The sequence below is a fragment of the Sphingopyxis sp. P1IMeth2 genome, from assembly GCF_900185685.1.
In the GTDB taxonomy this organism is placed as follows: domain Bacteria; phylum Pseudomonadota; class Alphaproteobacteria; order Sphingomonadales; family Sphingomonadaceae; genus Sphingopyxis; species Sphingopyxis terrae_A.
This window is the reverse complement of the sequence record NZ_FYAT01000001.1, coordinates 101,833-123,484: the sequence shown is the minus strand read 5'-3', so window position 1 is coordinate 123,484 and position 21,652 is coordinate 101,833. Positions and strand designations below refer to the sequence as shown.

Genomic DNA, 21,652 nt, shown 5'->3' with positions numbered 1-21,652 from the left:
GTCTTTGATCCCGGCGCTATCCGGCGGCTCTGAGCCGCGGCCGCGAAACATTGTCCCGGGAAAGGGTGTCGAGCCCTTGCCGCAAATCGGCGATGAGGTCATCCACCGATTCAAGCCCGATGTGCAATCTTAGCAAGGGGCCGGGATAGCTGATCTTGTGCGTCCGGGCCTTGAGCTGCTGATCGACCGGAATCGCGAGACTCTCATAGCCGCCCCAGCTGAAGCCCAGTCCGAAAAGCTCGAGGCTTTCCACCATCCGCGCGACCGCGGCGCCCGCGGCCGGTTCGAGAATCGCTCCGATGAGGCCGCAGATACCGGTAAAATCTCGCTTCCAGATCGCGTGGCCCGGATCGGAGGGAAGCGCGGGACACATGACCGACTGAACCTCGGGCTGCGTCTCGAGCCAGCGCGCCACCTCGAGCGCGGCGGCGCCGTGCTGTGCGAGGCGGGTGCGCAGCGTGCGCAGGCCGCGGATCGCCATATAGGCGTCGTCGGGCGACACCGCCCAGCCAGTCTCGTAGCTCGAGCTCGCAAGGAGGTCGGCGGCCTGGCCCTTGGCGGCGGCAAGTCCCATGAAGACGTCCGAGTGGCCGCACACATATTTGGTGAGCGACTGGATGCTGACATCGACCCCGTGATCGAGCGGCTTGAACAGCACACCCGCCGCCCAGGTATTGTCGATGACCGTTATCACCCCGGCTTCCTTTGCCATCGCGGCGATGGCGGGAACGTCCTGCATCTCGAAGCTCAGCGACCCGGGGGATTCGAGGAAGATCACACGGGTTTTGGGCGTGATCATCGCACGGATCGCCTCGGCGTCGTCGGCGGGGTCGAAATAGCTGGCGGTGACGCCGTAGCGGGCGAGCGTGCCGGCGAGAAAGCGCCGGGTCGGATTATAGACCGTGTCGCAGGCGAGCACTTCGTCGCCCGCCGACAACAGGGCGAGCAGGGTGCCCGTGATCGCGGTGAGCCCCGAGGGATAGAGGAAGGCTTCGTCGGCGTTCTCGAGATCGCGCAGCGCGTCGCGCAGCGTGCGCTGGGTCGAGAGGCCGACGCGTCCATAAGTTACCTTGCCGCCGTCGTAGAGCGCTTCGCATGTCGGCAAAAGGACGGTCGAGCCGCGCTGGATCGGCGGGCCGGGGGTCCGCTGAAGCGCGTCGCACGGCGTGTCGCCGTGGATGAGCCGGGTCTGCTCGTGGACCATATTGCAAGGCGTCATTTATCTTGTCTTTCTCATATGGAGTGGGAGAGGGGGTTGTGCCGCTGCGGCGAAAGCCTGCCCCGGTGCGCCGCGACCAGGTCGCTGCGGCGGATGCCCGAAAGCGCCTTGGCGGCTTTGGTGACATGTTTTTCGATTGCGCTCGTCGAGATATTGTAGCGGCTCGCGAGACTCTTCAGGCTCGATCCCTCGACGCGGACCGCGACGAGAATTTCCTGCGTGCGTTCGGGCAGCTTGCTCAGCGTGGTTTCTACCGCCCGGATCTCGTCCCTTGCGAGCAGTATGCGCAGCGGTGAAAGCTCGTCCACCGGATGATCGGGTTCGTCGAGGGGGCAATGGCAATCCCGGCGACGGGAGGTGTGGCGGCGATGACGGTCTATCAGTGCGGCGTGAGCGGCCTGGAAGAGATAGCATTTGGGGTGAATGACCGCGGCGGCGTCGGCTCGCCGGACAATGCTGAGGAGAATATCCTGAAGGACATCATCGAGATCGGCGGCTGGAACGCGGCGGCCCAGGAATTTCCTGAGGAGCGGAAGGTGCGGCCAGAAGGCCTCGATCAGTTCCTTGCCCCCGTCGGATGCCTCGGGGACAGGCTTTTCATCGGCGCGCGAACCCGTCGTCTCGATCCAATCGCCCTCGGAGGCGATGTTTTCGGTCTCATACTCTGCCTCATAGGCGCTGAATGTCATGGTGCGTCCCCTTGTCGCGACATTTTATGACATGTAGCTCGGGGTAAATTCTTCACCGACTTTGGCAATGAAACGTCAAATCTTGGGATATTTGATCGGGTGATTGGAATTATGTCGATTAAATGATCGAAGCGCGGCATCATTCGCGTCGGTTCGAACGAATCGAACGCCTTGGGAGCGGTAGAGGCGCGCGATGGTGGTAGTTCGCCGCGAAACTTCCTCGCCGAAACCGGCTTTTGCCGATGGGGTGTTCGCGTCGCAGCGCGTCAAAGCCAAGGGGCCCTTCTGTCGAGGGGCGGGAGGAGGGATGACATGGCGAGAACCTGGCTCATTTTGTCGGCGTTGATCGTCGGGCTCGGCGCGGGTGTGGGCTGGACGCGGCTCGGGTTCGCCGGGCTCGCCGACGCCGTGTCGGTCGCCGACAGTGTCGGCGGCATCTGGCTCGACGGCCTGCGCATGACGATCATTCCGCTCGTCGTCTCGCTCCTCATTACCGGCATTGCGAAGACGGTCGACAGCGCCCGCGGCGACCGCGTCGCGATGCGGTCGGTCATTCTTTTCATCGCGCTGCTTTGGATTTCCACCGCGATGGCGGCACTGCTCGTGCCGGCGCTGCTGGAGATGTTTCCAATGCCGGCCGAGGCGGCGCGTTCGCTCGCGACGAGTCTGTCGGCGACGGCGCATATCGACGCGCCGACGGTCGGGATCGGCGCTTTCCTGCGCTCGATCGTGCCGACCAACCCTGTTGCAGCGGCCGCAAATGACGCCTTGCTGCCGCTCATTCTATTCACCGCGCTGTTCGCCGTCGCGCTCGCGCGTCTCCCCGCAGCGCAACGCGAGCCTGTGACGGCCTTTTTCGATACGATTGCGAGCGCGGTACTGCTTATCGTCGGCTGGGTGCTGGTGCTGGCGCCGTTGGGCGTGCTCGCGCTCGCCTTCGGCGTCGGCGCGCGGGCGGGAACCTCGGCGATCGGGGCGCTCGCCCATTATGTCCTCATCGTATCGAGCGCGGGGTTTGCCGCCTGGGCACTTGCCTATCCGCTCGCCGTCTTTGGCGGCCGCGTGCGCTTGCTGGCTTTCGCCAGGGCGGTCGCGCCGGCCCAGGCGGTCGCATTGAGCACCCAGTCTTCGCTCGCCTCGCTGCCGCCGATGCTGAAGGCGGCAGCCGATCTCGGCGTCGACCGCTCGGTGTCGCGCGTGTCGCTGCCGGTCGCCGTCGCGATATTCCGGGTGACCAGTCCGGCGATGAACCTGGCGGTGGCCATTTATGTAGCGCATTGGCTCGGCCTGCCACTCGCCCCTGCCGCGATCGCGGCAGGGGCGGCGGTTGCCGCGATCACGACCATCGGCTCGGTGAGCTTGCCCGGACAGGTGAGCTTCCTGACCTCGATCGCTCCGATTTGCGTTGCGATGGGCGTTCCGATCGAGCCGCTCGCGCTGCTTATCGCGGTCGAAATGGTTCCCGATCTCGTCCGCACGGTGGGCAATGTTACGATGGATGTCGCCGCGACGACCGCGATCGCGCGCCTCGGGCCGCAGGCGAAGGAGGGCGCAGCGCATGACGATCTGAGCCCGCCTCGGGCGGGCGATGGTCTCGCGCACCTTGCACCCTCGCGATCCGATACGGCAGACCAAGCAGGAGCCATGTCATGACCCGCGTTTCACTCGACGATGCCGATGTCCGGATATTGGGCTTCCTCCAGGAGGACGCGACGCTTTCGGTCGCTGCGGTCGCCGCCAAGGCCAATATGTCGCAAAACGCCTGCTGGCGGCGTATCAAGCGGCTCGAGGAGAGCGGCGTGATCGCGCGCCGGGTCACGATCCTCGACGCAAGCGCGCTCGGCCTCGACCTCACCGTCTTCGTCAGCCTGCGTGCGTCGGAGCATAGCGAAGCCTGGCTTGAGATGCTCAACTCGGCGATCCGCGATATCCCCGAAGTCGTCGAATTCTATCGCATGACCGGCGACGTCGATTATCTGCTCAAGCTCAGGGTCGAGAATATGGCCGCCTATGACGCGGTCTACCGGCGCATCATTCGTTCGATCCGTCTCACCGATGTGAGCTCGGCCTTCTCGATGGAAGAAATCAAGTGCACCACCGCGCTGCCGCTCTCGGCGCGTCCGTCCTGACCCTGGGGCGGACGACGGCGCCGCGACGCGCTCAGCGGGCGTAGCGTTCGCCGAGCATGGTTGCGCGCGAGGTCAGCGGCTGTTCCTTGCCCCCGATGAAGATCGCGGACGGCAGGGTCAGGGGCTCGAGCGGATCGCCGTCCCATATCACCATGTCGGCGGCTTTGCCGGGCGCGATCGACCCCATCTCGTCGGCGACGCCGAAAATATGCGCCGGCGCAAGCGTGAGTGCTTCGATCCCGGCGGCATAGGGAAGGCCGCGCGACACGGCGAGACCCGCGTTGTAGCGCATCTCGCGGACCCGGTGGCCGGCGTCATTGCCGCCGATCGCGATCTCGACCCCCGCCGCCTTCAGGATCGACGCATTCTGGAGCGAGGCGCCAAGCATGTCGAAATTGGAGGGAATATTCGAGGTCGGGTTTATGAGCACCGGAACCCTAGCCGCGGCGATCTCGTCGGCGACGCGCCAGGCTTCTTCGGCGCCCGAGAGGATGATCTTCAGTTTGTAGTCGCGGGCGAGCTTCAGCACCTGCTGGATGTCGGCGGCGCGGTGGACGACGACGATCAGCGGCATCGTTCCCGCGAGCACTGGCTTGAGCGCCGCGACGTCGGCCTGCGAGAGTTCGAAGGGATATTCGTCGCGCGGTGCCTGGCGGGCGAGGTCGAAGATCTGGCGCAACTGCACGAACTCGGCGGCGCGCGAGCCGCCGATGCGGGCGGCACCGTCCTCGCCGAGCTCGAGCATCATGCCGACGCCCGGGCGGTGGAGAATGTTCGCGCCATCGCCGAGCGAAATGAGCGCCGCCTTGCCGGCGAAGGGCAGTTCGCGCTCCTTCTCGCTGTCATCATAGTCGGGCATGACGACCGCATGGGTGATGCCGCCGAGACGCGCGATCGGAATAAGCGTCGAGGCGGGATTGAGCCCGTATTGAACGTCGAACGAAGCGCTGATCCCCGAATTATGCGTCTTGTTGTCGACCGAGCCATCGACCGAGCTGACCTCGATCAGGCCGAGCGCGGTGTTCACCGCGATGAGCCCGGGCGTGACGACCGCGCCCTTGGCGTCGATCGTCCGCACGCCCGCGGGGACCGCGACATTCGAGCCGGCGGCGGAAATCCGCCCGTCGCGCACCAGCACCGTGCCATTCTCGACTTCGCCGACAGGGCCGGGGGTCAGAAGATGGGCATTGGTGATCGCGAAAGTCTGCGCTGCGACCGGCGTTGCGGTCGCAGCGAGGGCCAGGGCGAGGCTTACGAACACTGGGAGCCGTCGTTGCATCTCATTCCTCCCCGACCGGTTGGCCGATTTCAAAATCGCTTCGGTAGCGCGTGGCGGGATCGCTCGTGTCGAGAACCAGCGCGCCGTCGATGAAGACCTTCTCGGCGATCGCGTAGACGCTGAAGGGATTTTTGCTCCACAGCACGACGTCGGCCATCTTGCCGGGTTCGAGCGATCCGGTCTTGTCGGCGATGCCCATGATCTTCGCCGGATTGATGGTTATCCACTTGATCGCCTCTTCCTGCGGAATGTCGATGCCCGCGCGGCGTCCCGCGGCCATCGCGACAGCACTTTCGACGTTGAGCCGCTGGATCAGCCTCTGCTCGTCGGAGTGGATCGCGACGCAGACCCCTGCCTTGCTGAGGATCGCGGCATTTTCCTCGATCGCGTCATAGGCTTCCATCTTGAAGCCCCAGCGCGTCGCCCAGGTCGCGACGCAGACATCGTCGGCAACCAGGAGGTCGGCGATCTTATAGGCTTCGACGGCATGGTGGAAGGCGCGGGTCTTGTAGCCGAACTCATGGCCGACATCGAGCATGACCGCCATTTCGTCGGCGCGGTAGCAATGATTCTGGACCAGAATATCGCTCTTGAGGACGCCGGCGAGCGTCTCGAGGCCGAGGTCGCGCTTCGGTGCTTCGCCGCCTTCACCGCGCGCACGCTTCTTTTCATAGGCGTCGACCTTGCGGGCGTATTCGGCGGCGTCGATCCAGGCGCGGCGGAAACCGGCCACTTCGCCCATGCGGGTCGCTGGTGCGCGGCCTCGGCTGCCGTAACGGCCCTTGGGATTCTCGCCGCACGCCATCTTGAGCGTGTAGGGCGCGCCAGGAAATTTCATCTGCTGGACGGTGATCGCGGGCACATTCTTCACGCTGACGCCGCGCCCGCCGAATAGATTGGCGGAGCCGGGCAGGATGAGAAGGCTCGTCACGCCGCCGGCGCGGGCCTTGGTGAACACCGGGTCCTGCGGCCAGATCGAATGCTCAGCCCAGACGTGCGCGGTATAGGGATCGATATTCTCATTGCCGTCGGCATGGCCCTGGACGCCGGGTGCTGGAAAGACGCCGAGGTGCGAATGGGCATCGATGATCCCCGGGGTCACCCATTTGCCGCGCCCGTCGATGACCCGCGCGTTCGACGGAATGGGGATGTCGGTCCCCACCGCCACGATCTTGCCGGCTGCCATCAGAACCGTGCCATCGTCGATCCGTGCCCCGGTGCCGGTGAAGATCGAGGCACCGACGATCGCGGTGTCGGGGGCGGGACGCGGCTGATAGGTGCTCGCGAAAGGTGCGGGTGGCGCAGCGTCTTCAGCGAGCGGCGGCGCGGCGGGCCGAGGCGGCGTCGCCGCGCCGGCCGCGCAACCGGCAAGCAATGCAAGCGCCGATCCGAGAAGCGTGACGCGGACGGCGCGCGCGCCGCGGCGGGCAAGGCGCCTGGGGTAGGGGGGAATGGAGCAGGAAGGTCGTGTCACGCCTGGATCACCTTGTTCGAAACGATAGGAAGGGCGGCGAACCGGCCGCCATGCGTCTCTGCACGGCGGCCGCAGGGGTCAGAAGGTCTTGCGGACGTTCACATACCAATAGCGGGGGATCGGCGAATGCAGCGAGCCCATATAGCCATAGGCGCTCGAATCGAGCGGCGGCTTCGCGTTGGTGATGTTGCGCACCCCGAGGCGAAGCTGCGTGCCGTCGGTAAAGCCGCCCTTGAAGTCGTACTGCACATAAAGGCTCGCCGTCGTGTAGGCCTTGATCAGCAGATTCTCGCCGTTGATCGAAATGTCATCGTCGATGACGCTTCCGGTATAGTTGACGAAACCGCCCGCCGTGACCTGCCCGAGCTTCCAGGTCAGCGATGCCGAACCGCGCCAGCGCGGGAAACCGTCGTTGCGGACGAGATTCGACGATTCGGGAATGACCGTGTCGATATTGATTTGCCCGGCGGCGCGCGCATCGAGCAAGGCCTGGATATCCGGCGAGACGTCGCGGAAATATTTCAGCAGATAAGCGGCATTGGCAGCGAAGCTGAAGTCGCCGATGCCCGTATCGCGGAGCCCGATGTTGAGGCCGAAATCGATACCGCGCACCGTCTGCGGCTCGAGATTGCGATACTGATCGTCGACATATTGGACGCGGCCCACCGGATCGATGCCCGTGCCCGCAAAAAGCGCAATATCGTCCGCCGTCGGGGCCAGGCGCACAACGGTGGGGTCGCTCGATCCCTGGAGCCTGGCGAGATAGTCGCTGATCAGCGCATTTCCTTCGCCATATATGCCGACGATGCCCTTCTGCTTCACCTGCCAGAAGTCCATGGTGAAGGTCGTCCGCAGGCGACCGGTGTTGAACGCGGGCGGTTCGAGCACCGTGCCGATCGTCCAGGTTGTCGAGGTCTCGGGCTTGAGATCGGGGTTGCCGGCGCGGCGGCCCGTCGTCACATAGCTTTGCGCGCAAGCGTCGAACGTCGCGATCCGGCCTGCGCGCAGATCGGCTTCGCAGCGCACCCAGTCGGTGCGCGTATTGCCGCGCGTGATGATTGTGGCATTGGTCTGTTCAAGGTTCGGCGCTCGGAACCCTTGGGCCCACGAGCCGCGAACGCGCCAGCCGTCGAACAGATCCCATGCCGCCGCCACCTTGGGTTTCGCAATGCTGCCGAAATCGGAATAATGTTCGTAGCGGCCGGCGAGCTGCAGCTCGAAGCTGCGCACGAGCGGGATGTTCATTTCCGGCGAGATCAGCGGAACCGCAAGCTCGGTATAGGCGGCAAAGACGGTTCGGGACCCGCTGGTGTCGGGGGTCGGGCTGACCCCGAACAGATCGCTGGGCTGCTCGGTGCCGGTAACGCTGTCGGTCCAGGTGATCGTACCGTCGACGCGCGCGTCGCGGTCATCGAGATAGGAATCGCGCCGCAGTTCGGCGCCGATTGCGAGCCCGACGTCGCCGGCCGGAAGCGCCAGTAGATCGGGCTTCGAGGCGCGGAAGTCCCACTGGGCGAGTTTCGACTTGCCGCGCCGAACCGACTTGATGAGAAAATCCTCGCCGGCGGCCACATTGCCCGCCGTGATCGGCGGACCCATGGGGTCGGCCGGATCGCCGCCCGCGAAAGGGTTATAGGCCGCGGCCGTCGAAAGCGCGAGATTCTGCTGAAGAAGCGTTGCGCTGATACCGTCCTGGACATCGCGAACCGTCGCTTCGGAGTAGAGGAGGGCGCTTTCCCAGTCGAAGCCGAGCGCCTGCCCGCGAAGCCCGCCGAGCACGCGGAACTGACGATTGGTGACGTCGACGACGGTCGGGCCGAAGTCGGTGAAGCGATAGCTGGTGATGGTCACCGGCAGCCCGGCCGCCGGCGCGTCGATCCCCGGCAGACGGTTCGGATTGGTCGAGCCATCGGCGAAGGTCACCGGACCGAAGGGATTCCAGTAATTGGAGGCCGGGACCGTCATCTGGATCGACCCGATCGAGAAGACGCTGTCCTGAAGGCTCCGCGTCTTGGCGTAATAATAGCCTGCCTCGCCGAAGATCGTCAGCGTATCGGAAAGATCATAATGGCCGTTCGCAAAGACATTGATGCGATCGAGCTTGGGCATGATCGACTGATCGAAATATTTCTGCGAATCCCACCGGGTGTTGCGATCGGCACCGGTGGTCGCGCGCGTCGCGTCGTCGATGCAGATGCCATTGCCCAGATCGACCGAGCAGCCGCCGTTTGCGGTCGGCTGAATCGAAAAGACGCCGCCAGCCGTCGTGATATTTGTCGCGCCCTGGCGAACGCGGACGCCGGTCGTGAAGTTGCCCCAATGCGAAAGTGTGCTGGTGTCGTCGAGACTGTTCGACCCCTCGAAAGGCGTGCCGAGAAACGCATCGAAGAAGCGGTGGTCGGCGGTCGCCGTATAATCCTGGTCGCGCGACGAGAGCGCCGAGCGGTGCGTGTAGTTGAAGAGGAGCGAGATATTGCCCCGGTTCTCGGCAAAGTCGGTCCCCCAATAGCCCGACCCGGTAAATTCGCGCAGCCCCGTGCCTTCGGCGCCGCCATATTGCAGCGAGAGCCCGCCGCCGTTGATATTGTCGCGCAGGATCGTGTTCACGACACCGGCCACGGCGTCGGTTCCGTATAGCGCCGCCGCACCATCGCGAAGCACCTCGAGGCGCTTCACCCCGAATACGGGGATCGAATTGGTATTATAGGTTATGACCGGCGCGAGCGAGGTGCTCGCTTGGCTGCTCGGATGCTGCACCAGCCGGCGGCCATTGAGCAGGACGAGCGTATTGCCGACGCCAAGTCCGCGCAGATCGATCGAGCCGACATCGCCGCGGGCGAAGTTGCTGCTCGTCTGGCCATTGCTGCTGTTGAAGGACTGGTCGCTCATCTGCGGAATCGACCGGATCAGATCGTCCCCCGACACGGCCGCGGTCGCCGCGATTTCGTCCTCGCCGACAACGGTCACCGGCAGCGCTTCGGTAATTTTGGTCCCGGCGATCCGGCTGCCTGTCACGACGATTTCCTCGCCGCGCGGCGCGCTCTGGGGCTCGGTCGCCATCGCGGTGTCGTCGGCCTGCTGCTGCGCAGCCGCGCTGGTCGCCGTCGCCAACATAATGAGCGATGCCGCGGCCATCAGCCTCCGGCGGCCGGTCAGTTCGATATATGTCATGCCAGATCCCCTTATTTTTGCGCTGCGCCGTCCTTGCGCGAATTGGGATGGAATGTGCCCCCCATCTCAATTCGCTTTGACGCAGCCCGTTTCGGATTCCCCACCGCGTCGCGGCAGAAAATTTCAATCGGGTCGTATTGAAGGAAAGTTTATGCGGAAATTGCGAGCGGCAGCATCGTGCCTATTGCCTGGTCTTCAAGCGACAATTTCGATGGATGCGTCGACCTCTACCGCGAAATTGAACGGCAGGCGGTAAACCCCGATCGCCGAACGCGCGTGCTTGCCGGCGTCGCCGAAGACATCTACGATCAGGTCGGAGCAGCCGTTCATTACCGCCGGGATCTCGAAGAATTCCGGCCCCGCCTGGACGTAGCCCCCGAGGCGCAGAACGCGGATGCGGTCGAGATCGCCATCGGCCGCCGCCTTAAACTGCGCGATAAGGTTGATCGCGCAGAGGCGCGCGGCGGTGATTCCGTCGGCAAGGCTGCAGTCGGCGCCGACGCTTCCCTTGATCCCGCCGCCGCTCGCACGCGAGGATAGCTGACCGGAGATCTGGACGACGTTCCCCGAACGCTTCGCCGATACATAGTTGGCGACCGGCGGGCAGAGTTGCGGCAACTCGATCCCGAGGCTGGCGAGGCGGCTTTCGATACGCGGCATAATTACTCCTTGGTTGCAAGCGTTGGCGTCTGATTGGCGGGCCCGGACTGCCCTGCGGCGGCTTCGCGCGCCACGCGGCGTCCTTCCCAGCGGTCGATGACCGCCGCGGCAACCGAATTGCCGACCACATTCGTTGCCGAGCGGCCCATGTCGAGCAGATGATCCACCGCCAGAATGAGGAGCAGCCCCGCCTCGGGGAGCTTGAAATAGGCGAGCGTCGCCGAAATCACGACGAGCGAGGCGCGCGGGACGCCGGCCATCCCCTTTGAGGTCACCATCAGCAGGAGCAGCATCGTGATCTGCTGGCCCATGCTCATCTCGATGCCATAGGCCTGAGCGATGAAGAGAACGGCAAAGGTGCAATACATCATCGAGCCGTCGAGATTGAAACTGTAGCCGAGGGGAAGGACGAAGGACACGATCCGGCGATTGACGCCCTGCTTCTCGAGTACCTCCATTGTCCTGGGATAGGCGGCTTCCGAGCTGGCGGTGGAAAAGGCGAGAAGGACGGGGGTGCGGATGGCCCGGAAGAGTCCGAAGGCTCTCGCGCCGATGATGGCGAGGGCGGCGAGGAACAGCACCAGCCAGAGCACGCCGAGCGAGAGGTAGAAGCCCGATACGAACCCGGCATAGGTCACGAGTACGCCGGGACCCTGCGTCGCGACGGTCGACGCGAGCGCCGCGAAGATCGCCAGCGGCGCGGTCTTCATGACATAGCCGGTCACCTTGAGCATGATCGCGGCGACCTGCTCGACCAGCGCGAGCACCGCGGGCGCCTTGTCGTCGATCGCGGCGACCGCCGAACCGACGAGCACCGAGAAGACGACGATTTGCAAAATCTCATTCTGTGCCATCGCCTGGACGATCGACTGCGGGATGAGGTGGGTCACGAACTGCCTGAGCGAGAAATCGGCGGTCGCGACAACGCCGCCGGCGCTCGTCGTCGGCAGATCGAGCGCGAGGCCGGCCCCGGGCTGGAGGAGATGCACCATGGCGAGCCCGATCGAGAGCGACACCACCGAGGCTCCAATAAACCAGCCCATCGTCTTGGCGCCGACGCGGCCGATCGCGGCCGCATCCTCCATATGCGCGATCCCCGCGACGAGCGTCGCGAACACGAGCGGTGCGATGATCATCTTGATGAGGCGAAGGAAAAGATCGGTGAGGATCGAGAGATTGTCGGCGACCTCGGCCGCCCTCGCGGCCGGGAAATGTGCATTGACGAACCAGCCGGCCGCAATGCCGGCGATCATTGCGGAAATGAGGAGGAAGGCGAAAGCTCTGTTCATATTTGTCCCGTCGGCTTCGCCCCGGTGGGCGGGGGCGTACAGGATGCTGAGACGCAGCCGGCGTGTCCCGCCCCAGCAGTCATGCGGTCGACAAGCGCATTTTGTCGCGACATGGCGCGGATGGCCTGCAAAGATAGTGGGGTAATCCGCCGCGGCTGCGTCACAGCAGGGCAAGATGATGATCAACGACAAGGAGGTACGCGTGGCCACAGTTGGGAAGATGCTGATTGCGGGAACGGCGATCGCCGTCTGTGTCGGCTTTGCCGGTCAGGCGGCGCGCGCAACCCCGGGTGGCGACCTGGTCGCGATCACCGGTGCGACGATTTTCGACGCCACCGGAAAGGATCCCTATCGCGGCACGGTGATCGTCCGCGACGGCCGGATCGATGCGGTGGGCGCCGACGTCCGGGTTCCGGCGGGCGCCAGGGTCGTGCGCGCCGACGGCAAGGCCCTGCTTCCCGGATTCATCGACGTCCACACCCATTGGTCGCCATCGGGTTCGCCGGGCACCTTGCCGCAAATCGCCAATGCCTATCTCGCGAGTGGTGTCACGACGGTGAATGACTTCCATCAGCAGCCCGAAGCCTTTGCGCCGCGCCGGGCGTGGCTGGCTGACATCTACGCGCCGCACGTCAATTTTGTCGCGCGCATGAGCACACCGGGCGGCCATGGCGCCGACTGGGGCGACACCAACACCACCAAATGGGTCGCCACCCCCGAAAGCGCACGCCGCGAAGTGCGAGCGCTGCAGTCCTATCGCCCCGATTATATCAAGGCATTCGCCGACGGCTGGCGCTACGGTCAGCTGCCCGAGGAAAGCTCGATGAACGTCGAGACGCTCGCGGCGCTCGCCGATGAAGCGCACAAGCACGGGCAGCGCGTCCTGACTCACACGGTCACCGTCGAACGCGGCAAGATCGCCGCCGACGCCGGGGTGGATGTGATCGCGCACAGTATTCAGGATGGTCTTCTCGATGCCGACGCGATTGCGCGCATCAAGAAAGCAGGCACCTTCTATGCGCCCACCCTCGCCATCTACCAGCTCAAGCCCGACGAAATGGGTCCCGGGCGCAAGGATGACGCAGCGACGCGCCTGCGCATCCGCAAATATGGCTTCGCCGAGGAAAATGTCCGCAATCTCTTCGCCGCGGGCGTGCCGATCGTGGTCGGAACCGACGCCGGTATCGGCAGCGCGAAACACGGCACCTCGACGCTGCAGGAAATGGAACTGCTCGTGCGCGCGGGGCTGACGCCGAAGGCTGCCCTGCTCGCGGGCACGTCGAACAGCGCTCTCGCGCTCGGCCTTTCAGGCGACCGCGGCACGATCGAGAAGGGCAAGCGCGCCGATCTCATATTGATCGATGGCAAGCCATGGGACACGATTGCGGACGTCGAGAAGATCGACAGCGTCTTCGTCGATGGCACGCTGGTCCATGGCGCGGGCGCCAAGCCGCCGGCGGGCAATTCGGCGACCGCGCTCCCCGCGCTGCCCGCCGCCGCACTGATCGACGACTTCGAGCGCGCCGACGGGCGCAGCGCGCTCGACACGCTGCGGCTTACCGACATGGATGGCGGCGTCGAGCGATCGTCGGTCGTTCTCAACCGCGTCACCCATGCCGCCGGCAACGGCGCGGCGCTCGCCTTCGCCGTGCGTATGTCGCTCAAGGACAAGCCCGAAGGCGGCGTCCTCATTCCGCTCAGCCGCGGTTCGGTCCGGCCTGTCGATGCGCGCAAATTTGCAGGGGTTCGGCTCGAGATGCGCGGCGCGGGTGCCTATAGCCTGGTCGTCAACACGCTCGCCGGGGAATTTACCGCCCCGATCGAGGCAAGAGAAGGCTGGTCGGAGGTGCGCGTGCCGTTTGCGGCGCTTGTACCGACCCGGCCCGGCCGCGGCAGCCCGCCGTCGTGGCGCGGCGACGATCTCGTCCAGGTCGGCGTCATCGTCGAGCGCGAAGCCGGTAGCAGCGCGTGGGGCGAGATCGACAATCTGGGCTTCTACTGAACCGCCGCCGCTGTTTGACCCGAAGGCCTCTCCCGCCCGCAGCGCGCCGCTGAATAGCTGTGCGTCGCGGATATCCCGCACCGGCAGGCGGTTCGCCGCAGACCGGTGCGGGTCTTTTCGTCTCAGAGTGTCTGCAGCAGCCGCTCCACGAGCCGGCGCCGGGGCTCGATCGATGATATAAGACAATATTCGTCCAGCGTGTGCGCGCCATCGCCATCGACCCCGAGACCGTCGAGCGTGGGGATGCCGAGCGCGGCGGTGAAATTGCCGTCCGAGCCGCCCCCTACCATCGGAACTTCGCTAAGCTCGAAGCCGAGCAACGCGGCCTCGGCGCGCGCCGCCGCGAACAATTGCGCTACCCCGTCGCTGCGTTCGTAAGCGGGACGGTTGATCCCGCCGCCGACCTTGAGGGCGACATCGGCGCCGATGGGGGCGAGGCCAAGGATTTTACGCTCGATCCGTTCGCCCTCGGCGGCATTGGTGATGCGCACATCGACCGCGAAGCGGCACTGGTGCGGCACGACGTTGATCGCGGTGCCGCCGGCGACCTTGCTGACCGTCGCGGTGGTCCCGCGGTCATAGTCGGTCATGTCCTCAAGCTTGAGAATTTGACGCGCGGCCTCGCGGATGGCGCTGCGCCCGTCCTGGTGGCGCGATCCCGCATGCGCGGGGCGTCCCTCGACCTCGATATCGAACCAGCCGACCCCCTTGCGCGCTGTGACCGCCGCACCCCCCGGCCGAGCGGGTTCCATCACCAGGACATGGCTGGAGCCGCGACCGAGATCCTCGACGAGCGTGCGCGTCGTGGGGCTGCCGATCTCCTCGTCAGGCGAGAGCAGCAAGCGGATCGGCCGACCGAGTGCGGTTCCGAGCCGCGCGGCGTCGCGGAAAGCCATCAACGCCAGATAGATTCCGCCCTTCATATCGTAGGCGCCGGGGCCGTACAGCCGGTCGCCGTCGCGGCGCACGGGGAGGGCGCCTGCAAGCGTACCGACCGGGTGGACGGTGTCGACGTGGGTCACGACGAGAATTGCAGGCCGGCCATTGTCCGCCCCCGCGTGCAAAATGGCGCAGTCGCCAAGGCCGTCGCGCCCGGCGATGCGGTCAACGCGGATCGGCTCTTCCGCGATCTCGCCGAGGATCATGTCCTGCATCGCGTTCACCGCCGCGGCGTCGTGGGTGGGGCTTTCGAGCGCCAGCCATGTGCTGAGCGTGGCGACCGCCTGTTCGTCTGATGTCATGTTGGGCCTTCTTCTGTCTGCACCGGTGCCCGGCCGAAGGGCTTGACGCGCCATAGGCCTCGATGCCATTTCATTCAACATGACAAATGTAGTTCACATATATGAACGATAATGTTCGCTCGGCGGCGCGTGTCCTGGACCTGCTCGAGCTGCTCGCCGGAGCGGGCGAGGGGCTGACGCTTGCCGAGGCGAGCGAGCGTCTCGACGCGCCCAAGAGCAGCACGCTCATGCTGCTGCGCACACTGGCTGGTCGCGGTTATGCGGTACGCGGCGGCGACGATCGCTATCGTCTCAACGAGAGCTTTCGCCAGGACGGCTTCGGCTGGGGCGGGCAGGCGGCCCGGTTGGCTGCGGTTTCCGGTCCGGTGCTTCGCGAGCTCGCTGATGCGCTCGGCGAGACGGCGATACTCGGCACCCTCACCGACAAGGGCATGGTGCGATTGCTCGCCAAGGCCGTGACGCACGAGAATATCCGTTACGATATTGATCTGGGGCAGGATCTGCCTGCCTATTGTACGGCGATCGGCCGGGTGTTGCTGGCCCAGATGCCGTCCGAAGCCCGGCGCCATATTCTCGATCGGATCGAACCGCAGCCGGTTACGCCGCACAGCCTGACCGACCGCGCCGCCATCGAAGCGCGCATCGAAGACGCGGCGCGCGACGGGATTTCGGTGGTCGCCGAGGAATATGCACTCGGCGGTACCGGCGCGGCGGTGCCGATCCGGCTCGCCGACGGCCGTGTCGTCGGCGCGGTCAATGCGGGCTGCATCTCGCCGCGTTACGCCGGCAAGGAGGCTGAAATCGCGACTGCGCTCCGCGCCGCGGCGCGGACGATCGCGGCACGCCTCGACAATCGCGGCGCGGCATGAGCGAGCCCGTTCTCATCTGGGGGGCGGGTGCGGTCGGCGGGGCCGTCGGTGCCGCGCTCGTCGATGCCGGACATAGCGTCGACTTCGTCGATATGGACAAGGCGCACGTCGCCGCGCTTCGCGACCCGGCCCGCGGTCTCGTCGTCGAAGGCCCGGTGCGGTCGCGTACCGGTCCGGTGCGGGCCTGGCACCCCGACGAGCTCGATGGGCGGTGGGACAAGGTCATGCTCTGCGTCAAGGCGCACCACACCGCCGCCGCCGCTGCGATGATCGCGCCGCATCTCGCCGATGGCGGTAGCATCCTCACTCTGCAAAACGGCCTCGCGGCACGCCTTGCGGCATCGATACTGGGGCGCGAACATGTTGTTGTCGGCTTCGTCAACTTCGGGGCGGACCGCATCGGCGATGGCCGGATCCTCCTCGGCAATCGCGGTGCGGTTGCGCTGGGGGAATGGGATGGCGGAACGACCGCGCGGCTTGGCGAATTTTGGCGACTGCTCGGCGACTTCGAATCCGAAGCGGTGGCGACACCCGACATCTGGGCGTTCATCTGGGGCAAGCTTGCCTATGCCGCGCTCCTGTTCGCCGAGGCCGCCGCGACGTCGGGCATAGCGCCGACGCTCGATCGACCCGAGTTGCTGCCGCTCTTTCGCGCACTCGTGGGAGAAGTGGTTGCTGCGGCGCGCGCCGAAGGGGTAGAACCGGCGGGTTTCAACGGCTTCGCTCCGAACGCCTTCGGTCCGCATGCACGCGCGCTTGAAAGCGCAGCAAGCATACGCGCGATTGCCGATTTCTATCGTGGCGGCGCCAAGCCGCATTCGGGCGTGTGGCGCGACCTTGCCGTGCATCGCCGCAAGACCGAGGTCGATGCGCAACTCGGCATGGTCGTCGATATCGCCGTCGCGCATGGCATCGCCGTTCCCGCGCTGACCGGGCTGATCGCGCTGATCCACAGAATCGAGGCCGGCGCGGCCGTGCAGGATGACGCGCATCTATTGGAGCTGGCCCTTGCCTTCGCTGCTGCCTGATCTCGCCGGACGATCGATTGCCGTTAGCGGCGTCGGCTCGGCCTTCGGCCTCGCAATCGCCCGTGCTTTCAAGGAGCAGGGCGCGCATGTCTTCGGTTGCGATGTCGAGGCATCGGGCCTGGCGGCCGCCGCGGCCATCGGCATCGCCTGCGTGCGGGTCGATCTTCGCGACCGCGATGCGGCGCGCGACTGGATCGACGCGATTGCGGCGAAGGCCAGCGGCCTCGATATTCTCGTCAACAATGCAGGCGGCGTCGCCGGTCAGCAGCACCAACCTTTCGCAAGTCTGGGCGACGCCGACTGGGATATCCTCATCGACATCAATCTGCATGCGGCGATGGCACTCTCGCGCGCCGCGACGCGGCACATGGCGGCTGCGGGCTCTGGTGCGATCGTGAATATCTGTTCGGGCGCCGCGCTTCGCGCCTCGCTCACCGGCATCCAGGCTTATTGTGCCGCCAAGCACGGCCTGCTCGGTTTGACCCGTCAGCTCGCGCACGAGCTCGGACCGCAGGGGATTCGCGTCAATGCCATCGCCCCGGGGCTTGTGCTCACCGGCGATGCCACGCAGCGGCAGTGGGACGCTTATGGCCCCGAGCATCAGGACGCGATTCTGGCCGGGGTGGCGATGCGCCGCCTCGGCAGCGCCGAAGACATTGCGCGCGCGACGCTGTTCCTGGCGTCGGAGTGGGCGGGGTTCGTCACCGGTCAGATCTTGAGCGTCGATGGCGGCATCAGATGAAGGAAATCGCAGTATGACCGGTAGCGCGACGCGCGAACCCTGGCAGTGGGAGGAAGCCGAATGGCGCCGCCGTGTCGGCCGCGTCCGGGCGGGGCGACGGCTTGCGCCCGCGGCATGGCCGGACGGCAAGGGCTTTGCTGTCGCCATCTCGTTCGACAGCGATCACGAGACCAACGAGCTGCGCGATGGTGGCCACTCGATCTCGCGGCTGAGCTGGGGTGAATATGGGGCGCGCGTCGGCGTTCCGCGGATCCTCGATCTGCTCGCGCGCCGCTCGGTAACTGCCAGCTTTTTCGTGCCCGCGGTGGCCGCACTTCTGCATCCCGAGGAGCAGCGCCGCGTCGTCGCCGAGGGGCATGAGATCGGTCTCCACGGCTGGATCCACGAGCGCAACTCGGCGCTCCCCGCGGCGGCCGAACGCGAACTCATGCTGCGGTCGGCCGACGCCATCGAGGCGGTCTGCGGCGTGCGCGCGGCCGGTATCCGGACGCCGTCCTGGGATTTCGGACCGGGCACACTCGCGACCATTCGCGACATGGGGCTCGCCTATGACAGCTCGCTCATGGCTGACGAAGATTGCTATGAGCTCCTGCTCGACGGCGAGCCGAGCGGCGTTGCCGAATTGCCGGTCGAATGGATCCGCGACGATGCGCCCTATTTTCTGATGGACCGGTTCGGATCGGCGCGGCCGCATCTCGCGCCCCGCGACGTCTTCGACATCTTTCGCCGCGAACTCGATGCCGCCTGCGAGGCCGGCGGTCTTTTCCAGCTCACGCTGCACCCGCACATCATCGCGGCACGCTCGCGCATCTGGATCCTCGACGAAATCCTCGCGCATGCCGCTGCGCGCGGTGCGTGGTTCGCGACTCACCGCGATGTCGTCGCCCATGCCCGCGCCAGCGCCAGGCACGCCGAAGAAGGCGAAGAAAAAGCATGAAGCCGAAATTGCCTGGTGGGGTGACCCAGCAAGGCTGCGTCTTAACCAGGGAGGGCGGGTCTTTGAGGCCGAAACGAGCGCCCGTCCTCACTTCAAAGGAGCCGCTGTCCGCCATGAACGCGAAACCATCCTTCCCCATGTCCCTTGCGAGGATCTGCTTGAGCGCCACGGCCGCAGCGGCTCTGATTGGCCTTTCGAGCCCGTCCTTTGCGCAATCGCCCGCCAGCGGTTCGCCGCCGAAGCTCAACGATCGCCGACCGTTCCTCGCGCCCGGTGCGCGGACGAGCGAGGATCCCGTCCGCATTCCGATGCGGCCGGTCGCCGAAGACGGTCCCGAACTCGTCATTCGTGGCGGCCGCCTCTTCGACGCGGTCAGCGGCGACACGCGCCTCGCGACGGTCGTCGTGCAGGGCAATCGCATCAAAGCTGTCCTGCCGCCCGATGCAACCGGCTGGGCGCCCGATGCCCATATCATTGATGCTGCCGGCAAGACGGTGATGCCGGGGCTCATCGATATGCATACGCACGTCACCTATCCCGACCGCAGCTCGCCGTTCGACGAGCAGGGTAGCGAAGGGGCGGGGACGCTGCGCGGTCAGCGCAACCTGCGCTATTTCCTCGAATCGGGTTTCACTTCGGTGCGCGACCTCAACGGGGTCAGCAATACGCCCTTCCTGCTCAGCCAGTGGAGCGCCGCCGGGATGATCCCGGCACCGCGCGTATTCGCCGCAGGATGGATCATCACGGGAACGGGAGGGCACGCAACCGAAAGGCCGTCGATCCCGAGTCACGGCCCCGAATATGCCAAGGAAGTCGATGGGCCCGATGCCTGGCGCGGCATGGTCCGCAAGGCGTTCAAGGGCGGCGCGAGCGTCATCAAGATTGCGAGCCATTTCGCGCCCGACGAAGTGCGCGCCGCAATCGAAGAAGCGCATCTGCTTGGTCTCAAGGTCACCTGTGATTGCGAGACGATCTACACCGAGATGGCGGTCGACGCGGGCATAGACATGATAGAACATCCGCTGCCGCGCTCGGATGCCGCGATCGCGACGATGGCCAAGAAGAAGATTGCCGCCGTACCCACGCTTCAGGTCTATCAGAATCTGCTCGACCGGGCGGGCGGCTTCTACGGTTCGACTTCGCGCCGCTTCACGATGACGAGCCAGGGCAATTTCGACGAATTCAAGAAGATGAAGGCAGCGGGTATCGTCATGGGCATCGGAACCGACACGATCGGCGATGCGAGTCTGATGGTCCCCAACAGTTACATCGCCGAACTCAAATGGTTCGTGCGCGGCGGATATTCGCGCATCGATGCGCTGAAGGCGGCGACGATCGTCAATGCGCGCCTGCTCGACATGGGCGACGAGCTTGGCAGTATCGAGGCGGGCAAACTCGCCGACATCATCGTGGTCGACGGCCGTCCCGACGAAAATCTCGACGATCTCGCAAAGGTCGAAGAGGTCATCAAGGACGGTCAGTGGCTGATCCGAGACGGTGAACTCGTCACCCCCCGTCATGTCTCGACGCCGCTCGTCAAGCCCTCGCCCCCGGCGGATGTGAAGTGATGCGCCGCGCGTCGCTTGCGGCGGCTTGAGGGCGAGAAGGATGGTCGCCATCGAAGCCCCAGCCGCCCATGCCGAGCCCACGCGCCGCGAAACCGCGCGTGCGCTCGGTTCGGCGATGATCGGCAACTGGTTCGAGCTATTCGATTTCATCATTTACGGCTATTTCGCGGCGCAGATCGGCCATGCGATGTTCCCCGCGGCGGACCCGGTGACGATCATCCTGTCGAGCTTCGCGACCTATGGCGTCGGCTTCGTCATGCGCCCGGTCGGCGGCGTCGTGCTCGGTCATTTCGGCGATCTCCATGGCCGCAAGACCGCACTCGTCTTCACCATGCTGCTGATGGCCGGCGCGACCGGCGCGACCGGTCTCATTCCCTCCTATGCGACGATCGGGATCGCCGCGCCGATCCTCCTCGTGCTGTGCCGGCTGCTGCAGGGCTTTGCGGCGGGGGGCGAGTGGGGCGGAGCGACAACCTTCCTTGTCGAATATGCACCGCCGCAGCGGCGCGGTTTCTACGGAGCGCTCCAGCAACTGAGCACGAGCGTCGCGATCCTCTCGGCCCTCGGCACCTCGCTGCTCCTCAACGCGCTCCTCACCGCGCAACAGATGATCGACTGGGGGTGGCGCATCCCCTTCTTGCTCGGCTTTCTCGTCGCACCGGTGGGTTTCTATTTACGCCGGAGCGTTCGCGAGACGCCGCGCTATCGCGCCGCGAGCGGTGACCGGTCGGCAAGTCCAATCCGCGAAGTGGTGCGGCACCACCGCGGCGCTGTCGCCAAAGTCTTCGGCGTTGCGGTCATCTGGTGCGTGGCGGGCTACACGTTTGGCGCCTTCCTGATCAGCTATGCGACAGAGCTTCTTCACATCGAGCGCGGCACGGTGCTGCTTGCCATAACCGTGGGAACGCTCGTCAATCTCACGGTGATCCCACTCGCCGGCCATTTCTCGGATCGCTTCGGCCGCAAGCCTTTTCTGGTTGCCAGCGCCGCAGGCTTCCTGCTGCTGGTTTTCCCGCTCTTCCACATGATGGCGAGCGAGCAGGCGCCTTGGACCATTTATCTGACGGCGATCACGGCCGGCATTCTGAGCGGCCTCTATAGCGGCTGCGCTCCCACCTTCCTCTGCGAGCTGCTGCCGACGCGTGTACGATATTCGACGCTGTCGGTCGGCTATAATGGCGCGGTGATGCTGTTTGGCGGTTTCGCGCCCTTTATCGCGACGCTCCTGATCCAGCAGACGGGCGCGCTCGCGGCCCCCGCATTCTACGTCATGGCGGCGGCTGCACTGACACTCGTCTTTCTGCTTCGCCTCAAAGCGCCCGATCCGGCCACCGCGCTCGATCGCTAGCCTCACC

The 21,652-nt window shown here is 65.5% G+C and carries 17 protein-coding genes; 9 read left to right on the top strand and 8 right to left on the bottom strand.

Annotated features, from left to right (window positions below; genetic code table 11):
- Positions 1-16 precede the first annotated feature (16 nt).
- Positions 17-1,219, bottom strand: coding sequence for a cystathionine beta-lyase (metC, locus tag P1IM2_RS00530; protein WP_217373214.1), 1,203 nt, complete (start codon positions 1,217-1,219; stop codon positions 17-19).
- Positions 1,220-1,233: 14 nt separating this feature from the next.
- Positions 1,234-1,908: an RNA polymerase sigma factor gene (locus tag P1IM2_RS00525; protein WP_186401097.1), complete on the bottom strand. Its 675-nt coding sequence runs from the start codon at positions 1,906-1,908 to the stop codon at positions 1,234-1,236.
- A 312-nt stretch (positions 1,909-2,220) separates the two neighbouring features.
- Between P1IM2_RS00525 and P1IM2_RS00520 the strand changes: the two genes are divergently transcribed.
- Both P1IM2_RS00520 and P1IM2_RS00515 read left to right on the top strand, forming a co-directional pair.
- Positions 2,221-3,561, top strand: a complete 1,341-nt coding sequence (locus P1IM2_RS00520; RefSeq protein WP_186401096.1) for a dicarboxylate/amino acid:cation symporter — start codon at positions 2,221-2,223, stop codon at positions 3,559-3,561.
- Positions 3,558-4,037, top strand: coding sequence for an Lrp/AsnC family transcriptional regulator (locus tag P1IM2_RS00515; RefSeq protein ID WP_186401095.1), 480 nt, complete (start codon positions 3,558-3,560; stop codon positions 4,035-4,037). Before P1IM2_RS00520 ends, P1IM2_RS00515 begins: the two co-directional genes overlap by 4 nt.
- A gap of 31 nt (positions 4,038-4,068) precedes the next feature.
- On the opposite strand, the gene P1IM2_RS00510 is transcribed toward P1IM2_RS00515, so the two are convergent.
- The 5 genes from P1IM2_RS00510 to P1IM2_RS00490 form a co-directional block, all read right to left on the bottom strand.
- Positions 4,069-5,316, bottom strand: a complete 1,248-nt coding sequence (locus P1IM2_RS00510) for an amidohydrolase family protein (RefSeq protein ID WP_186401094.1) — start codon at positions 5,314-5,316, stop codon at positions 4,069-4,071.
- A 1-nt stretch (position 5,317) separates the two neighbouring features.
- A complete protein-coding gene (locus tag P1IM2_RS00505; RefSeq protein ID WP_217373508.1) occupies positions 5,318-6,691 on the bottom strand; it encodes an amidohydrolase in 1,374 nt (457 codons plus the stop codon).
- Between the two features lie 177 nt (positions 6,692-6,868).
- Positions 6,869-9,961, bottom strand: a complete 3,093-nt coding sequence (locus P1IM2_RS00500) for a TonB-dependent receptor plug domain-containing protein (RefSeq protein ID WP_254535805.1) — start codon at positions 9,959-9,961, stop codon at positions 6,869-6,871.
- 195 nt (positions 9,962-10,156) lie between these two features.
- Positions 10,157-10,621 (bottom strand): RidA family protein, encoded by a 465-nt coding sequence (locus P1IM2_RS00495; RefSeq protein WP_186401093.1) that lies wholly within the window; start codon positions 10,619-10,621, stop codon positions 10,157-10,159.
- 2 nt (positions 10,622-10,623) lie between these two features.
- The gene (locus P1IM2_RS00490; RefSeq protein WP_186401092.1) at positions 10,624-11,910 is read right to left on the bottom strand and encodes a dicarboxylate/amino acid:cation symporter; all 1,287 of its coding nucleotides are present in this window, start codon (positions 11,908-11,910) and stop codon (positions 10,624-10,626) included.
- 202 nt (positions 11,911-12,112) lie between these two features.
- On the opposite strand from P1IM2_RS00490, the gene P1IM2_RS00485 reads away from it, so the two are divergent.
- On the top strand, positions 12,113-13,912 hold the full coding sequence (locus P1IM2_RS00485; RefSeq protein WP_217373215.1) for an amidohydrolase family protein: 1,800 nt from the start codon (positions 12,113-12,115) through the stop codon (positions 13,910-13,912).
- 122 nt (positions 13,913-14,034) lie between these two features.
- Here P1IM2_RS00485 and P1IM2_RS00480 read toward each other — a convergent pair whose 3' ends face one another.
- On the bottom strand, positions 14,035-15,153 hold the full coding sequence (locus tag P1IM2_RS00480; RefSeq protein WP_186401091.1) for a M20 family metallopeptidase: 1,119 nt from the start codon (positions 15,151-15,153) through the stop codon (positions 14,035-14,037).
- Between the two features lie 101 nt (positions 15,154-15,254).
- Between P1IM2_RS00480 and P1IM2_RS00475 the strand changes: the two genes are divergently transcribed.
- From P1IM2_RS00475 to P1IM2_RS00450, 6 genes are all read left to right on the top strand, one after another.
- Entirely contained in the window at positions 15,255-16,022 is a 768-nt protein-coding gene (locus P1IM2_RS00475; RefSeq protein WP_186401090.1) for an IclR family transcriptional regulator, read from the top strand.
- A complete protein-coding gene (locus tag P1IM2_RS00470; protein ID WP_186401089.1) occupies positions 16,019-17,050 on the top strand; it encodes a ketopantoate reductase family protein in 1,032 nt (343 codons plus the stop codon). The genes P1IM2_RS00475 and P1IM2_RS00470 overlap by 4 nt, the downstream gene beginning before the upstream one ends.
- The gene (locus P1IM2_RS00465) at positions 17,004-17,792 is read left to right on the top strand and encodes an SDR family NAD(P)-dependent oxidoreductase (RefSeq protein ID WP_186401088.1); all 789 of its coding nucleotides are present in this window, start codon (positions 17,004-17,006) and stop codon (positions 17,790-17,792) included. Before P1IM2_RS00470 ends, P1IM2_RS00465 begins: the two co-directional genes overlap by 47 nt.
- 13 nt (positions 17,793-17,805) lie before the next feature.
- Positions 17,806-18,729 carry a polysaccharide deacetylase family protein gene (locus tag P1IM2_RS00460; protein WP_217373217.1) on the top strand — a complete coding sequence of 308 codons (924 nt, stop codon included), beginning with the start codon at positions 17,806-17,808 and terminating at the stop codon, positions 18,727-18,729.
- Between the two features lie 158 nt (positions 18,730-18,887).
- Complete coding sequence (locus P1IM2_RS00455; RefSeq protein WP_260833877.1) at positions 18,888-20,297, top strand: amidohydrolase family protein; 1,410 nt, start codon at positions 18,888-18,890, stop codon at positions 20,295-20,297.
- A 40-nt stretch (positions 20,298-20,337) separates the two neighbouring features.
- Positions 20,338-21,645 (top strand): MFS transporter, encoded by a 1,308-nt coding sequence (locus tag P1IM2_RS00450; protein WP_186401085.1) that lies wholly within the window; start codon positions 20,338-20,340, stop codon positions 21,643-21,645.
- The last annotated feature ends 7 nt before the right edge of the window (positions 21,646-21,652 follow it).

What these genes read in the sequence shown, in the direction of transcription:
- P1IM2_RS00495 (WP_186401093.1), bottom strand. Translation starts at nt 10,621, where the DNA reads ATGCCGCGTATCGAAAGCCGCCTCGCCAGCCTCGGGATCGAGTTGCCG.
- metC (WP_217373214.1), bottom strand. Translation starts at nt 1,219, where the DNA reads ATGACGCCTTGCAATATGGTCCACGAGCAGACCCGGCTCATCCACGGC.
- P1IM2_RS00520 (WP_186401096.1), top strand. Translation starts at nt 2,221, where the DNA reads ATGGCGAGAACCTGGCTCATTTTGTCGGCGTTGATCGTCGGGCTCGGC.
- P1IM2_RS00480 (WP_186401091.1), bottom strand. Translation starts at nt 15,153, where the DNA reads ATGACATCAGACGAACAGGCGGTCGCCACGCTCAGCACATGGCTGGCG.
- P1IM2_RS00490 (WP_186401092.1), bottom strand. Translation starts at nt 11,910, where the DNA reads ATGAACAGAGCTTTCGCCTTCCTCCTCATTTCCGCAATGATCGCCGGC.
- P1IM2_RS00460 (WP_217373217.1), top strand. Translation starts at nt 17,806, where the DNA reads ATGACCGGTAGCGCGACGCGCGAACCCTGGCAGTGGGAGGAAGCCGAA.
- P1IM2_RS00465 (WP_186401088.1), top strand. Translation starts at nt 17,004, where the DNA reads ATGACGCGCATCTATTGGAGCTGGCCCTTGCCTTCGCTGCTGCCTGAT.
- P1IM2_RS00515 (WP_186401095.1), top strand. Translation starts at nt 3,558, where the DNA reads ATGACCCGCGTTTCACTCGACGATGCCGATGTCCGGATATTGGGCTTC.
- P1IM2_RS00450 (WP_186401085.1), top strand. Translation starts at nt 20,338, where the DNA reads ATGGTCGCCATCGAAGCCCCAGCCGCCCATGCCGAGCCCACGCGCCGC.
- P1IM2_RS00470 (WP_186401089.1), top strand. Translation starts at nt 16,019, where the DNA reads ATGAGCGAGCCCGTTCTCATCTGGGGGGCGGGTGCGGTCGGCGGGGCC.
- P1IM2_RS00475 (WP_186401090.1), top strand. Translation starts at nt 15,255, where the DNA reads ATGAACGATAATGTTCGCTCGGCGGCGCGTGTCCTGGACCTGCTCGAG.
- P1IM2_RS00525 (WP_186401097.1), bottom strand. Translation starts at nt 1,908, where the DNA reads ATGACATTCAGCGCCTATGAGGCAGAGTATGAGACCGAAAACATCGCC.
- P1IM2_RS00500 (WP_254535805.1), bottom strand. Translation starts at nt 9,961, where the DNA reads ATGACATATATCGAACTGACCGGCCGCCGGAGGCTGATGGCCGCGGCA.
- P1IM2_RS00510 (WP_186401094.1), bottom strand. Translation starts at nt 5,316, where the DNA reads ATGCAACGACGGCTCCCAGTGTTCGTAAGCCTCGCCCTGGCCCTCGCT.